Genomic DNA, 13719 nt, shown 5'->3' on the forward strand with positions numbered 1-13719 from the left:
ACACCGGAGCGTCGCGCGCCGGATACGGCGGGATTCCGGCCCGGCCGCAGGCGTGATCCGAGGAGTCGGGGACGCCGAGCGCGGCCGGGCCGGGTGCGCTCATGCCGCCTTGTCGAGAAGGGTGTTGATCTCGCCACGCAGGCGGGCGATCCCGTCGGGGCCGCCGAGCAGTTCGGTGGCGACCGGACCGGGTGTGCGCAGGATGCCGAGCAGGACATGGCCGGATTCGATGGATTTGTCCTTGCGCGCCAAGGCTTCGCGCAGCGACAGTTCCAGGGCTTTCTTTGCGTCGCGCGTGAACGGGATATGCCCGAACCGCCCGCCGCGGCGACGGCCGCGGGATTCCGCCGCGGGAATCGCCCGGTCCAGCGCGTCGGCACCGAACCCGGCTTCCAGGCTTTCGCGTACCGCGTCCAGGTCGATGCCGATGGAGCGCAGCGCCTCGGCGTCGCCGGACCCGAGTGGATCGTCGGTGGTCGTGGCGCTCAGCGATTGCTGTGCGCCGTGCAGCGTGCATCCGCTCTGTTCCAGTAGCGAGCGCAATTGCGGTTCCCCCACTTCCAGCACTCCGAGCAGGAGGTGTTCGACCCGGATCTCCGGGGATCCCAGTTCGCGCGCCTGTTCTTGGGCCGCGACAACCGCGCTTCTGGCGTTCCTGCTGAATCGTTCGAACATCTATCGACCCCTGTCTCTCCGGTTGTGTTTCTGGTGGACCGCCTGTTTGCTGACCTCGAGCGCGTCGGCGATGGCCTGCCAGGACCAGCCCTGGTCGCGGGCATTGCCCACTTGGATCGCTTCGAGCCGTTCGAGGAGTCTGCGCAGCGCCAGCACGGCCCGTAGACCCACCGCGGGGTCCGGGCTGCCCGCCGCCGCGGCCAGTGTGGTTGCTTCCGTCATACGTCAATTTTTATTGACACCCGCGTCCGATGTCAACAAAAATTGACGACAGGTGCGCGCAATCGCGACGCAAGAGCCGTGCAAGACCGGAATCTGACCGCCACCGAGAACCTGATGGTCTTCTCCCGGCTGCTCGGACTGAGCCGAGCGGCGGCCAGACGCCGGACCGCCGGACTACTGGAAGAATTCGAGCTCACCGACGCGGCGAACAAATCACTGAAGAACTTCTCCGGCGGTATGCGCCGCCTCCGCTACGGCATCGCGTCGGCGCTGACCGTGGTGACGGGGTTCCTCATGGGCTACCGGCGGCCATATTCCTGCGCAACCGGCGCGCGGCCGCCAGCGCCGCATCCAGCCGCGGCGCACCGATCCGGTCCCGCCACAGCGCGCAGTGCCGCTCCCACCGGATCACCGGGTAGTCCTGCCGACCCGACACCACCTGCGCCAGCGCGAGCAGTTCGACCGCGGCCTCGGTCCGCTCGTCCAGAGCCAGCAATCCCGATCCCAGCGCACAGGCCACCGCCCCGATCTGCGGCAGATCCGGGACACTGTCGAGTCGGTCCAGTGCCATACCCGCGAGTTCGGGTACCAGCACCGCGACCGTCTCGGCCCGCCCGGCGAGCACATGCGCGGCGACCGTTGTCGCACACATCAGCAGCGCCCCGGGGCCCGGCGTGAATTCACCCTCCTGCCAGGCCAGCAGATCCAGCGCGCGCCGGAAATGGGCCAGTCCGGCCTCGATATGGCCTTCGGCGAGTTCGACCTCGGCCAGACCCGCCGCGATCGTGGACAGCCGATGGTTACGGCGGATAGTCGGGTCGTCGACCACTTCCAGTCCGGCCGGACCGGAATCGGACAGACCCGCCCCCCGGGTCGGTACCGAGTTCGGTGGCCAGAATCGTCCGCAGCGCGGCGAAGACGTCCAGCGCCTCGTTATCGCGGCGCGGCGGCGAGCAAACGCATCAGGGTCCGGGCGCGGGCCTCGTCCGCGGGCCGCTGTCGTGCTTGCGCACGGGCGATTTCGACAGCGCCGTCCAGATCGCCGCATGCCTCGGGCCGCCCGCTCGATATCGTCGAGTTCTCCGGCGTATTCCGCGGCCAGGCCGGCGAGTTCGGTGGCCGGTTCGCTCGGCGGCAGCTCGGCGTCACCACCGGGTTGTGCCGTCAGGCCCGCCACCGTCCGGTGGCCAGGAACTCATCCAGGACCGCTGTGGGCTCGGTCAGGTCCCAGCCCTGGCCCGCGACCCATTCGTCGCTGTAATAGGTGCCTGCGTAGCGTTCACCGCCGTCGCACAGCAGGGTGACCACGCTGCCGCTGCGCCCGGCCGCCAGCATCTGCGCGATCAGCGCGCACGCGCCCCAGAAGTTGGTTCCGGTGGAACCGCCCACCATCCGGCCGAGCCCTTGGCTCGCGAACCGGGCCGCGGCGATCGAGGCCGCGTCGGGGACGTGGATCATCCGGTCCACCACCTCCGGGACGAACGAGGGTTCCATCCGGGGTCGTCCGATCCCCTCGATCCGCGACGGCATCCCGGTCGCGTAGTCGCGCAGGCCGGTCTCGTAGGCGCCGTAGAACGCGGAGTTGTCCGGATCCACTACGGCCAGCCGGGTCGAATACCGGCGGTAGCGAATATACCGGCCGATGGTCGCGCTGGTACCGCCGGTGCCGGCGCCGACCACGATCCACTCGGGCACCGGGTGGGTCTCCAGGGCCAGCTGGTTGAAGACGGACTCGGCGATATTGTTGTTCCCGCGCCAGTCCGTCGCGCGTTCGGCATTGGTGAACTGGTCCAGGTAGTGCCCGCCGCATTCGGCGGCCAGCCGGGCCGCCTCGGTGTACATATCGGGTGCGCGCTGGACGTAGTGGCAACGCCCGCCCTGGGCTTCGATGAGCGCGATCTTCTGCGGTGAAGTATTGGCCGGGACCACCGCCACGAAATCCAGGTCGAGCAGTTGGGCGAAATACGCCTCGCTTACCGCGGTCGAGCCCGACGATGCCTCGACGATCGTGGTGCCCTCGGTGATCCAGCCGTTGCACAGGGCGTAGAGGAACAGGGACCGGGCCAGCCGGTGCTTCAGGCTGCCGGTGATATGGGTGGATTCGTCCTTGAGGTAGAGCTGCACATTCCAGCCGGCCGGCAGCGGATACCGCAGCAGATGGGTGTCGGCACTGCGCTGGGCGTCGGCGTCGATGAGCCGGATCGCCTCATCGGCCCAGTCGCGCGGGTTGCCGCGCGCGCAGGACTTCACGCCGGGCCGCCGGAGCTACCCTTTTCCCCGCGTTCCGGATCCGTCTCCGGCGTGCTCTCGGCCGTGCTGCCGGACCCCGGCGCGGCGGGCTTCTCCGGTACCGCGGTCCCGGGCTCCCCGCGCAGCCGGGCCCGCAGCTGTGCCTTGTCCCGGCGGCGGCGTTCGTCGACCGCCGCGATATCGGAGTTCACCTTGGTGCGCAGGCCCTTGAACAGGGTCAGCGAGAGCGGGAGCGCGATGACGATCGCGAAGAGAATCGCCACGACCAGCGGAATCTGCACCCCGATCACCGCGGTCACGGCCATGATGACAGCGGTGAGTACCGCGACCAGTACCAATCGGGCCAGGGTGTAGAGCGCCAGGTTGCGTGCCAGCCGCCGGCCCGGCGACGTACCGGGCCGGGGGGCGTTCGGTTCCTCGGATAGGTTCACGTCACTCACCTGACCAGCGTAAGCGACGCACCGAACGCCCTCGTACCGCGTATCCGTTTTGTCCATTACCTCCGCTTTACCAACAGTAGGTGGTTCGAACACCCGGGGGTCGCGGTGCCACTATGTCGGAATCCGATGAGAAAACGTGACGAAACAGAAAGGTTTGCCATGACCGCGATCGCCATGGGGGCACAGGAGAACCTGTTGACCCCGGGCCAGGTTGCCGCCCTGTTCCACGTAGACCCCAAGACCGTCACCCGCTGGGCACATGCGGGACGGCTCGGTTCGCTGCGCACCCCGGGTGGCCATCGCCGGTTCCGTGAATCGGAGGTGATGCGATTGCTCGAATCGCTCACCACCGAGGCGACCGTACGCGGCTGAGGCCGCGTACGCACGGACGGCACCACTATGCGGACAGCTCGGCCGCTCCCTCGACGCGGCTGAGCTGGCCCCCGCCCGGCGGGCGGCCCGGCAGGCACCGTGGGGCGGACCCGTCCGCGGCTCGCGGGCGGCGCGCACGAAAGCGTAGGTACCGACGTAGAGCTACCCCGGCCCCACGACCGCACTTACCCCGTAGCGGCTCGTGGAGTTAACCTCGTTGGAGGAGGTGAGCCACGTGATGTACCTGTTGGCACTCATCGCGATCGTTGCGATCGTGGTGCTGTGCTGGAAGGCATTCGGCCCCGGACACAGCACGTCCGCGCCGGGACCGACCCGAAAGCGTGTTCTCGGCCCGGATGACGATCCCGAATTCCTCTGGCGTATCTCGCGTCAGCAGAAACATCGGGACGGCGATCCGGGGCCCGCCGAACACTGACGCCCGCGTCCCGACAAAGCCCGGCCGCGGGTATTACCCGCGGCCCGGAGGGCAAGTTCAATCGCTGGTGCTGTCCACTTGGGGCAACCCTTCGACCGCCCGCAATTTATCCGCGACCACGGCCAGGCGGTCGAGCGCGTCGGCCGGCAGGCCGACCGCGGTGCGCACCAATCTGACCAGGGAGTCCGGCTCGAGACCACAGATGAGCGCGTTGTTCGCGGCCACCGACGCGCAACAATCGGCATCGCCGCTGTTATCCGAACTGAAATTCTCCGAATCCACTGCCGCTCTCCTCATTGCTCGCCGCGCTATGGAGGGGAAATGACCGGTCACGCCCGATAAATCGCAGGCCGGGCCTCGTACAGTTCAGCAAATAACTCGCCCGAACAATAGCAACCGTGCATTGCGGCGGAGTAACGATCATTACGGCCGGAGAAATAGCCGTCCGATCAGGTCAGGCCGGAGTAACTGTGCAGACCGGAAACGACCAGGTTGATGATGAAAAGGTTGAACAGCATCGCCACGAAGCCCGCCACATTGATCCACGCGGCTTTCGTGTCCCGCCACCCGGAGGTGGCCCGCGCGTGCAGGTACGCGGCGTAGAGCACCCAGGCGATGAACGAGCAGGTCTCCTTCGGGTCCCAGCCCCAGAACCGTCCCCAGGCCGCCTCGGCCCAGATCGCCCCGAGGATGACCCCGGCGCCGAAGAGCGGGAACCCGATGATGGTGGTGCGGTAGGCCAGCCGGTCGAGCGTACGGGCATCGGGCAGGCGACGCGCGATCATACCCAGCACATTCGAGGATTCCGCGCCCTCGGGCTGACGCATCCGGTACAGGAACAGCAGACTCGCCACACCCGACACCAGGAACACGCCACTGCCCACACTCACGATCGTGACGTGCAGCGGCAGCCAGAACGAGCGCAGCGCGGGTACCACCGGCGCCGCGTCCGAGTAGAGCACCGTCCCGGCGAGGAACATCAGGATCAGCATCGGTACGAGCAGGAACACCCACATCGCGCGGAAGCGGGCGTCCCGCATGAGCACCAGGCCGACCACCGCCGCGGCCGCGGTCGCCATGGATACGAACTCGTACATATTGCCGAGCGGGAACCGCCCGGTGGAGAATCCGCGCAACACGATCGAGCCCACATGCAGGGCCACCGCCACGAACAGCACCGAGAAGGCCATATTGCCCAGTCGCTCGGACAGCGGCCGGGTCGGCGTCTCGGCGATCCGGCCCGGGGTCGCACTGCCCGCGGCGACGCCGCCGGCGGGAACCATCTCCCGCTCGCTCACCTGCCGGACCCGCGCCGAGGCGTACTGCACGATCAATAGCAGCAGCACCAGCGCGTACACGACGATCGACGTCTTGTAGGCGAGGTCGCTGTAGCCGGCGAGCGTATCGTCGATCGGCATCGTTATATCTCCCGTGTTCGTACCGCGGTGCTCGGTGGACAGCACTGCTGCCCGTGCGTGGTCGCCCACGCGGGTGCTCAGGGGCCGGCGATCAATCGCCGGACGCGTCCAGCAGCCGGTGCCGCAGGCGATCGAACTCCCCGCCCCAGCCGGCCTGATCGGTACGGGCCAGTCCGCCCATCTCTACTACGACGCGTCGTTGCTCTACGGTACCCTCCGGGGTCACCCGCAACCAGACCCGCCTCCGCGAAACCAGCAGCGAGACCAGCAGCCCGCCCATCATCACCAGCGCACTCACCAGCACCCACTCCTGGGCCGGATCGTGCGACACCTGGAGATTCACGAACTCCTCGGCCCCGTCGAAGCGCACCTCCGTACCACCCGGCAGCTTCGTGGTCTCGCCCGGCCGCAGGTTCACCCGGGCTTCCTTGGTGAGCCGGCCCTGCGCGACCATCTCCTGATCGAGCGCGAAGATCGACTGCGGGCGGCCGGTGTCCAGGCCGGTATCACCGCGGTAGACATCCACCGCCACCGCCGGATCGGTCATCTCCGGATACACCGAGGTGAGCAGCGACCCGTGGAAACTGGCGGTCGGCGCGAAGAGCCCCTCGATCGCGATCTGATTCTGCCGCCGCTCGGCCTCGGTGGCGAACATCCCACCCGGCGGATCGATCCGCAGCACCCCGCTGGAGAGGAAGGTCTGCAGATCGGAGGGCTGCCACTGTATGGTCTCGGTGCGCTTCTGGCCGTTCGGGAAGGTTACGGTGAACGTCGGCGCGTAACCGTGCCCCTGCAGGTAGACCCGGTCCCCGCCGACCCGCAGCGGATGGTTCACCCGGATGGTCGTATCCCGCCAGGTACCGGCAGCCAGATCCGCACCCTCCTGATACGAGATATCGGAGGTGAACATCTCGGCCTGACCGTTGTCGAGATAGTCGGCCCGGAAGTTCTTCACCTTCACACACATCGGGGTCATGCCGGTGCCGTCGTTCACATTCCCGGCCCGGAACGAGTCGAAAACCGCCGGCGAGGTGGTGCAGAAACCGGGTCCGTTGTTCGCGACGACGATGACGTTGCCCTCGTAACCGAACAGCTTCCCGGCCGCGATGGCCACCAGCAGACCCACCAGGGCCAGGTGGAACACGAGATTGCCCAGTTCGCGGGTGTAGCCCTTCTCCGCCGACAGCGTGACCTCGCCGTCGCGCTCCCCCGGCCGGGTCTCGATACGCCAGCCCCGCAGCCGCGTCCGGGCCCGCTCGGCGATCTCGTCCGCGCTGCCGTCGAGCACCACTCGATGGTGGTGCGGCAGCCGGGCCAGATTACGCGGTACCCGCACCGGCGGGGTCCGCAGCGCGCGATAGTGGTCCACCGTACGCGGCAGGATGCAACCCACGAGGGAGATGAACAGCAGCACATAGACCGCGGTGAACCAAAAGCTGGAGAACACGTCGAACAGTTCGAACCGGTCCATCCACGCACCGAGCACCGGCCGGTTGGCGATATAGGTCGCCACCTTCTGTTCGTTCAGGCTGCGCTGCGGCAGCAGCGCACCCGGAATCGCGGCCAAAGCCAGCAGGAACAGCAGCACCAGCGCGGTCCGCATACTGGTGAGCCCACGCCAGGCGTTACGCACCAGCGCGCGGGCACGGCCCAGCGGGGATTGCCGGGGCGGTTGGACCGGGGGGGCCTCGGGGCGTTCTGTCACGGTCATATCGGCAGCGTCACCTCGGCGACGAAGCCGTCGCGGACCCAGCCGACGAACTGATCCCAGGCTCCGGTGACCAACGCCGCCCCCACCGCGACCAGCAGGATTCCGCCGACGATCTGAATCCGGCGGGAATTACGCCGCAACCACCCCACACCGCGCAACGCGCTCGCCGACCCGAAGGCCAGAATCACGAACGGCAGGCCGAGGCCCAGGCAGTAGGCGACGATGAGGGCCACGCCACGCACCGCGGTGGCGCCCTCGGTACCGGCGGCCACCGCCATCACGCCCGACAGCGTGGGACCCAAACACGGGGTCCAGCCGAGCGCGAACACGGCGCCGAGTAGCGGGGCCCCGGCGATCCCGCCGAACCGCCGAGGTTCCATCCGGGTATCGCGCTGCAATGCCGGGATGAGACCCAGAAACGCCAGACCCATCACGATGGTGACCACGCCGCCCAGGCGCTGCAGCAGTTCCCGGTTCACATTGAGTGTCTGGATGAGACCGAAGACGGTGGCGGTGGCCAGCACGAACACCACTGTGAAACCGGCGACGAACAGTCCCGCCGCGCCCGCGACCCGCAGCCGCCCCGAACCAGGGGCGGGCGCGGTCTTCGCCCCGGCGGGGGTTTCGGTGAGCACCGCCGTGGCGGTACCACCGGCGGGCGCCGCGCTCCGGTTGCGCCGGGCCTGGTCCACAGTCGCCGGCGGCGCCTGCGCGCCGACCAAACCGGCCAGGTAGGACAGATACCCCGGCACCAGCGGCACCACGCACGGCGAAGCGAACGACACCAGACCGGCCAGCAGGCAGGCTCCGAGGGCGAGCAGCAACGGCCCGGTGGCCGCTGTCTGCTGAAACGATTCCCCCACTCCTGCCAACACCGTCAACGCGAACTACGCTCCGATTCGCCTTCGGCGGTATTCACACGCCGCTCGTCACCGCGCCCACCCGGCGCGGTCGAACCCCGGCCACCCGACGGGCGTGAACTCGACACCCGCCGATCACTGCCTGGCTGCTGGGTCGCGGGCTGTAGCTCCCACGAACCGAGCGAGGACTTCACCAGTACTTCGGCCCGGACTCCGCGCGGTGGCCGGGTGGCCCCGTAGCGGCGTACGCCTCGGGATCGAAGACTTCTCATGATGCTCCCTCCGCGGCGATGTTCTGCACCACCGGTAAAAGATCTTCTGTGAGTAGGGCGCGCAGGAAAACCGCCGCTACCCGGTGGTCCCGATCCAGTACCAGAGTTGTGGGAATAACACTGGTCGGGAAATTTCCACCGAGCGCCAGCAGCGTGCGCATCGACGGGTCATAGATCGACGGATAACCGACGTGGTTATCGATGACGAAATCTCGTGCTTTGTCCCGCTGGAAATCACGGACATTGATCCCGAGGAAAGCGACCCCGAGATCTTTGGTCTGTTCGTAGACCTGTTCGAGCGCGGGGGCTTCACCGCGGCAGGGCCCACACCACTGCCCCCACAGATTGATGACCACCACCTGGCCGGGGAAATCCTCCACCGAGACGTTCTCCCCGGTATCGGACATCAGCTCCGGCCCCGCCAGCTTGCCGATCGTGCCACGCGCGGACGGCGGATCGTAGAAGATATCGGTCTGCCCGCCCGGCGAGACGAATTCGAAGGTGCCGCCCGTGGCCACCGCATCGGTGCCGGTCGAACATGCCGACGCGGTCAAGCACAGCAGTGCGGCGAGCGCCGGCAGCAGCCGGAAACGGAAAGCCGCGGCGCCCTTTCTCATGCGCTCTGCCTTCTCGCGCACGACCGGGCGCCCTGCGTGGTCACGCTGCGCTACCGCCTCCGGGCGCTGACCGTTCATGCGCCGTGCACCGTCGGGTCCGAACCGCCCGCGGGCTCCGAGTAGACGATATCGACGAGGGTGTCGCCCCGATACACCAGCGAGGTGAGCGAGGCCAGGCCGCACTGCCGGGCGCGCGGATCGTGCCAGAGGCGCTGGCCCTGCAGGAACCGGCGCAGCGTCCACACCGGCAACTGATGGGAGACCAGCACCGCCTCGCGACCCGCCGACTCCACCCGGGCCTTGTTCACCGCGGCCAGCATGCGGTGCGCGATCTGCAGGTAGGGCTCGCCCCAGGAGGGGGTGAACGGGTCGCGCAGTTTCCACCAGTGCCGGGGCTTGCGCAGGGCACCGTCGCCGACCGACACCCGCAGCCCCTCGAAGGTGTTACCGGCCTCGATGAGGTTCTCGTCGGTGCGCACGATCAGCTCGTGCCGACCCGCGATGGGTTCGGCGGTCTCCTGCGCGCGCTGCAGCGGTGACGCGATGACCAGGGCGATATCGTGATCGGCCAGCGCCCGTGCGACCGCGCCGGCCTGCGCCCGCCCGGTCACCGACAGACCGAAACCGGGCAGCCTGCCGTAGAGGATCCCGCGCGGATTGTGCACTTCGCCGTGCCGCAGCACGTGGACGATGGTTTCGACCGATTCGGCATCGGCGGCACCGGTCGACGGCGCGGCGGCGGCCACCTCACCCGGCGGGCCGGCATCGGTGCCGGTCTCCGCTGGGGGGACGGTCGCGCCGGCGCTGGAGATCGGGTCGTCCCGGTCTGCCGGGGCGGCGGATACGCGCTCGGGGTCGGGCTTGCTCACGCGCGCTTTCCTTCGGGTGTGGCGCTCGCGGCCGCTTCGGCGGCGGCAGGCAGGGCTGCGGCGATTCGATCGAACGCGGCGTCGTCGAGCGCGGCCGAGACGAACCAGGCCTCGAACGCGCTGGGCGGCGCGTACACCCCGCCGTCGAGCAATGCGTGGAAGAAGCCCGGATAACGCCAGGTCGCGCTCGCCTTGGCGGCGGCGTAGTCGAGTACCGGTTCATCGGCGAAGAACACGCTGACCATATTGCCCGCGAACTGCACCCGGTGCGGGACCCCCGCGCCGGTGAGGGCATCGGTGAGCAGAATCCCGAGCCGTTCGCTGTTGCGGTCCAGCGTGGCGTACACCGCGTCGTCGGCGGCGCGCAGGGTCGCGAGCCCGGCCGCCACGGCCACCGGGTTCCCCGACAGGGTGCCCGCCTGATAAACGGGGCCCAGCGGGGCCAGCCGGTCCATCACCTCGGCCCGGCCGCCGAACGCGGCCGCGGGCAGCCCGCCGCTCATCACCTTGCCGAAGGTGTAGAGGTCGGCGGCCACCGGATCGAGTCCGTACCAGCCGGCCGCGCTCACCCGGAAACCGGTCATCACCTCGTCCATGATGAGCAGCGCCCCGTGATCGGAGGTGATCCGGCGCAGCCCGGCATTGAAATCGGGCAGCGGCGCCACCGCGCCCATGTTCCCGGCGGCGGCCTCGGTGATCACCGCGGCGATCTCGCCCGCGTTCGCCTCGAAGGCGGCGCGCACGGCGTCCAGATCGTTGTACGGCACCACGATGGTGTCGGCGGCCTGCGCCCCGGTGACACCGGGCGAGGTCGGCAAGGCGAATGTCGCGACGCCGGAACCGGCTTCGGCCAGCAGCGCATCGACGTGACCGTGATAACAACCGGCGAATTTGATGATCTTGGTGCGCCCGGTGTACCCACGCGCCAGCCGGACCGCGCTCATGGTCGCCTCGGTCCCGGAATTCACCAGCCGCACCTTCTGCACCGGAGCGACCCGCTCGACGATGAGTTCGGCCAGTTCCACCTCGCCCGGTGTCGGCGCCCCGAAGGACAACCCCGAGCCGGCGACCTCACGGACCGCCTCGACCACCGCCGGATGAGCGTGCCCGAGGATCATCGGCCCCCACGAGCACACCAGGTCGACGTAATCGTTACCGTCGGCGTCGGTCAGCCGGCAGCCCCGGGCGGATGTGATGAACCTCGGCGTGCCGCCCACCGAGCCGAAGGCACGCACCGGGGAATTGACACCACCGGGAACAACCGCTTCGGCTCGCTGGAAAAGCTGACTGGAGGTCGGCACCGCCGTACCGGCCACGCGCAGAGAACTCACGGCCTCCAGTTTGGCAGCCGCCTCCGGCGGCGTCGACGACAGGGTGCGCATACGTGACATACACCGCCACGGCGACACCGGCAAAGCCAAATACAGCCGGGTCCGGATTCGAGTGCGTAGTCTCTGTCTGCATCGGAACTAACAGTGGATCACCGGCCGGGGAGGTCGTTTTGCGAATTGCCAGGAGTACTGCGGCTCTTTCTCTGGTCTCGGTCGCCCTCGGAGCCCTGGCCACCGGACTCGGCGCGGGTGCGGCGGCGGCCGCCGAACCGGTCGTGGACCCCGACAACGCGCGTGCCGGATTCCGGCTGAACCAGCCCGAAACCGCGGCGCTGGCCGCAGGCCCGATCCCGGCCCTGGTCGACCACGTGGTCCCGCCCTCCCAGATCGGTGCCGGTCTCGACAGCGACACCCGCCTCTACCGCGACGAGAACGGTGGCGTCCACGCCTCACTGCGCCAGGTGATCCTGGAATCGGCCGACAACGGTGGTTCGGTACTGGTGTTCTTCCACGTCCCCGGCGCACCGCACGGCCGAGTGTTCGATATCTACCAGCAGTGGCGCTGACCGGCCGGTTCAGGCCCGCCGCGGCGCCCGGACCAGCCGGGCGACGGCATCGATGACGGCGCTACCGGCACCCGCCACCAGCAGCATCGCCAGAAACAACCACGGCCCCGCGTACCGGGTCGCGGTGTAGGCCGGCACGTCTCCGGTCGCCGGGAAATCGGTGTTCTGGACGCCCAGGTTCCAGCAGAGCGCGGCCGCCGCCAGCGCGAGAACCGCCAGCAGGATATCGGCAGCCGGTAGGACGAGCGAACGGTTCACAGGTCTCCTCGGGTCGGCGGCTGGGACGCGATCACCCGATCGTGCCCGCGCGCGACCCGATAATCAATCGTCGCGACCGGGATCCGGCGCGCGATTCTCCTCGACGGAAGGCGCGCCCACCACCCGGGTCAGCGCCGACCGCAGCGCGCGATGATCCTTGGCCCAGGTGCGCACCAGTTCGCCGTCGGTGCGGCGCAACCCGATCGCGGTACGCCGCCGCGGGATCCCGGTCAATTCGCCGAGCGCCCGGCCGCTCTCCCAGGGCTCGTCGGCATCCACCGGCAGCACCGCGGCGATGGACCGGACCGGTGTCGTCTCGGCGCCGTTGCGCAGAAACCCGTCGGTGAGTTCGACGCCGACATGGGTGCGTGCGGCATACACCTGCAATACCGCGAACCCACCGATCAGCACGGCGCAGAAGATGAGGGCGAACCAGTGCGGTGTGACACCCACCGCGATCTCCACGGCCAGCAGTAGCGCACACACCAGCGGGCCGTACGCGACCGCCCGCCAGCGGGCTCCGGGCTCGGAGAAAAGAACCGCCCCGGCCTCCGGGGCGGTATCCACTCGATCAGGCATGGGTGAATCGGCCGGAAACCAGGGCCACCCGTATCAGCCGATAACGCCGGGGATCAGCAGAACCGCGACGGTGAGAACCCCGAACAGGACCAGGAGAGTCAGTACGAGCATATCCCGCCGAATACTCTGTGGCTGTTGGATCACCACTCGCATCATTGCCTCCGATCCCCGGACGGTCAGGTCTCCGTCCTACTGACCGGGTACCCGAGGCCGCCGGTTGGCATGTCCTCTGTGACAGCCCTCACCATACATGGCGGAATACCGGGAACAAACTCCACGTTCGTTATCTGAATCGGCCACCGACTCGGCGTAGACAACGATGCCCAGGTCAGCGATCCGGGTTTCGGTTATCAGCGATTTCCGGGCGCGCCGGGTCCACGCGGCGGCAGGAACCATTTCGCCGCTTCCGGGCGCTGGCAGAGGAAGATCGCCCCGCCGGCCAGTACCGCCTGCACGATGGACGCCGCCCCGGACAGCACCGGCCAGATACCCTCCACCACGCCGATGGAGAACAGCGCGATCACCCCGGAGACCACCAACCAGACCCCGGCGAAGGTGAGCAGGGTCCGCGCCCACACCTTCCCTCTGCCGAGCTGATGCACGACCAGCACACCCAGCGCGGCGACCGCCAGGCCCAGGATCACGCCCAGCACCGCCCCCACCGTGACCAGCAGGTCGACCATGGCCGGTGTGATCTGCGGGTCCGCCGCTTGTATACGTTCCCGGAAATCCGCGCTGAACCGCTCGCGGTTCGTCAGGGTGTCGGCCAGGGATACGAACAGCCGGCCCACACCCAGACCGATTACGCCCCACCACAGTTGCCGCGCGGTGACAATATCCACC

At 68.5% G+C, this 13719-nt stretch carries 18 protein-coding genes and 1 pseudogene; 4 read left to right on the forward strand and 15 right to left on the reverse strand.

Annotated elements, in window-relative coordinates:
• Positions 1 to 99: 99 nt before the first annotated feature.
• Positions 100 to 675: a Clp protease N-terminal domain-containing protein gene (locus tag ACQPYS_RS26645; RefSeq protein WP_431941737.1), complete on the reverse strand. Its 576-nt coding sequence runs from the start codon at positions 673 to 675 to the stop codon at positions 100 to 102.
• Entirely contained in the window at positions 676 to 897 is a 222-nt protein-coding gene (locus ACQPYS_RS26650) for a hypothetical protein (protein WP_039826929.1), read from the reverse strand.
• A gap of 84 nt (positions 898 to 981) precedes the next feature.
• Between ACQPYS_RS26650 and ACQPYS_RS26655 the strand changes: the two are divergent.
• A pseudogene (locus tag ACQPYS_RS26655) lies at positions 982 to 1170 on the forward strand (daunorubicin/doxorubicin resistance ABC transporter ATP-binding protein DrrA); the annotation flags it as partial.
• Between the two features lie 19 nt (positions 1171 to 1189).
• On the opposite strand, the gene ACQPYS_RS26660 reads toward ACQPYS_RS26655, so the two are convergent.
• The 3 genes from ACQPYS_RS26660 to ACQPYS_RS26670 all read right to left on the reverse strand — a co-directional run bounded on the left by ACQPYS_RS26660 (position 1190) and on the right by ACQPYS_RS26670 (position 3587).
• Positions 1190 to 1726 carry a hypothetical protein gene (locus tag ACQPYS_RS26660; protein ID WP_433491150.1) on the reverse strand — a complete coding sequence of 179 codons (537 nt, stop codon included), beginning with the start codon at positions 1724 to 1726 and terminating at the stop codon, positions 1190 to 1192.
• Between the two features lie 335 nt (positions 1727 to 2061).
• The gene (locus ACQPYS_RS26665) at positions 2062 to 3147 is read right to left on the reverse strand and encodes a PLP-dependent cysteine synthase family protein (protein ID WP_063038162.1); all 1086 of its coding nucleotides are present in this window, start codon (positions 3145 to 3147) and stop codon (positions 2062 to 2064) included.
• Positions 3144 to 3587 (reverse strand): DUF4229 domain-containing protein, encoded by a 444-nt coding sequence (locus ACQPYS_RS26670; protein ID WP_307718774.1) that lies wholly within the window; start codon positions 3585 to 3587, stop codon positions 3144 to 3146. The genes ACQPYS_RS26665 and ACQPYS_RS26670 overlap by 4 nt, the downstream gene beginning before the upstream one ends.
• Before the next feature lie 159 nt (positions 3588 to 3746).
• On the opposite strand from ACQPYS_RS26670, the gene ACQPYS_RS26675 reads away from it, so the two are divergent.
• Entirely contained in the window at positions 3747 to 3959 is a 213-nt protein-coding gene (locus ACQPYS_RS26675; RefSeq protein ID WP_063038164.1) for a BldC family transcriptional regulator, read from the forward strand.
• Positions 3960 to 4194: 235 nt separating this feature from the next.
• Positions 4195 to 4395 carry a hypothetical protein gene (locus ACQPYS_RS26680; protein ID WP_063038514.1) on the forward strand — a complete coding sequence of 67 codons (201 nt, stop codon included), beginning with the start codon at positions 4195 to 4197 and terminating at the stop codon, positions 4393 to 4395.
• A gap of 57 nt (positions 4396 to 4452) precedes the next feature.
• On the opposite strand, the gene ACQPYS_RS26685 is transcribed toward ACQPYS_RS26680, so the two are convergent.
• The 7 genes from ACQPYS_RS26685 to hemL all read right to left on the reverse strand — a co-directional run bounded on the left by ACQPYS_RS26685 (position 4453) and on the right by hemL (position 11473).
• Positions 4453 to 4677: a hypothetical protein gene (locus ACQPYS_RS26685; RefSeq protein ID WP_157107305.1), complete on the reverse strand. Its 225-nt coding sequence runs from the start codon at positions 4675 to 4677 to the stop codon at positions 4453 to 4455.
• A 167-nt stretch (positions 4678 to 4844) separates the two neighbouring features.
• Positions 4845 to 5813 carry a c-type cytochrome biogenesis protein CcsB gene (gene ccsB, locus ACQPYS_RS26690; protein ID WP_063038166.1) on the reverse strand — a complete coding sequence of 323 codons (969 nt, stop codon included), beginning with the start codon at positions 5811 to 5813 and terminating at the stop codon, positions 4845 to 4847.
• Between the two features lie 91 nt (positions 5814 to 5904).
• Positions 5905 to 7524, reverse strand: a complete 1620-nt coding sequence (gene resB, locus ACQPYS_RS26695) for a cytochrome c biogenesis protein ResB (RefSeq protein WP_433491151.1) — start codon at positions 7522 to 7524, stop codon at positions 5905 to 5907.
• Positions 7521 to 8405, reverse strand: a complete 885-nt coding sequence (locus tag ACQPYS_RS26700) for a cytochrome c biogenesis CcdA family protein (RefSeq protein ID WP_433491152.1) — start codon at positions 8403 to 8405, stop codon at positions 7521 to 7523. The genes resB and ACQPYS_RS26700 overlap by 4 nt, the downstream gene beginning before the upstream one ends.
• 247 nt (positions 8406 to 8652) lie before the next feature.
• Positions 8653 to 9273: a TlpA disulfide reductase family protein gene (locus ACQPYS_RS26705; protein WP_433491153.1), complete on the reverse strand. Its 621-nt coding sequence runs from the start codon at positions 9271 to 9273 to the stop codon at positions 8653 to 8655.
• Positions 9274 to 9347: 74 nt separating this feature from the next.
• Positions 9348 to 10019, reverse strand: a complete 672-nt coding sequence (locus ACQPYS_RS26710) for a histidine phosphatase family protein (protein ID WP_433493139.1) — start codon at positions 10017 to 10019, stop codon at positions 9348 to 9350.
• Between the two features lie 119 nt (positions 10020 to 10138).
• Positions 10139 to 11473 carry a glutamate-1-semialdehyde 2,1-aminomutase gene (gene hemL, locus ACQPYS_RS26715; protein ID WP_063038518.1) on the reverse strand — a complete coding sequence of 445 codons (1335 nt, stop codon included), beginning with the start codon at positions 11471 to 11473 and terminating at the stop codon, positions 10139 to 10141.
• A 170-nt stretch (positions 11474 to 11643) separates the two neighbouring features.
• Here hemL and ACQPYS_RS26720 point away from each other — a divergent pair, with 170 nt between their 5' ends.
• A complete protein-coding gene (locus tag ACQPYS_RS26720) occupies positions 11644 to 12039 on the forward strand; it encodes a hypothetical protein (RefSeq protein ID WP_433491154.1) in 396 nt (131 codons plus the stop codon).
• A gap of 9 nt (positions 12040 to 12048) precedes the next feature.
• On the opposite strand, the gene ACQPYS_RS26725 is transcribed toward ACQPYS_RS26720, so the two are convergent.
• From ACQPYS_RS26725 to ACQPYS_RS26735, 3 genes are all read right to left on the reverse strand, one after another.
• Positions 12049 to 12297: a hypothetical protein gene (locus tag ACQPYS_RS26725; protein ID WP_063038174.1), complete on the reverse strand. Its 249-nt coding sequence runs from the start codon at positions 12295 to 12297 to the stop codon at positions 12049 to 12051.
• Between the two features lie 63 nt (positions 12298 to 12360).
• Positions 12361 to 12876, reverse strand: coding sequence for a hypothetical protein (locus tag ACQPYS_RS26730; RefSeq protein ID WP_063038176.1), 516 nt, complete (start codon positions 12874 to 12876; stop codon positions 12361 to 12363).
• A gap of 350 nt (positions 12877 to 13226) precedes the next feature.
• Complete coding sequence (locus ACQPYS_RS26735) at positions 13227 to 13718, reverse strand: hypothetical protein (RefSeq protein WP_433491155.1); 492 nt, start codon at positions 13716 to 13718, stop codon at positions 13227 to 13229.
• Between the last annotated feature and the right edge of the window lies 1 nt (position 13719).

It is taken from the genome of Nocardia grenadensis (assembly GCF_050942415.1).
In the GTDB taxonomy this organism is placed as follows: domain Bacteria; phylum Actinomycetota; class Actinomycetes; order Mycobacteriales; family Mycobacteriaceae; genus Nocardia; species Nocardia grenadensis.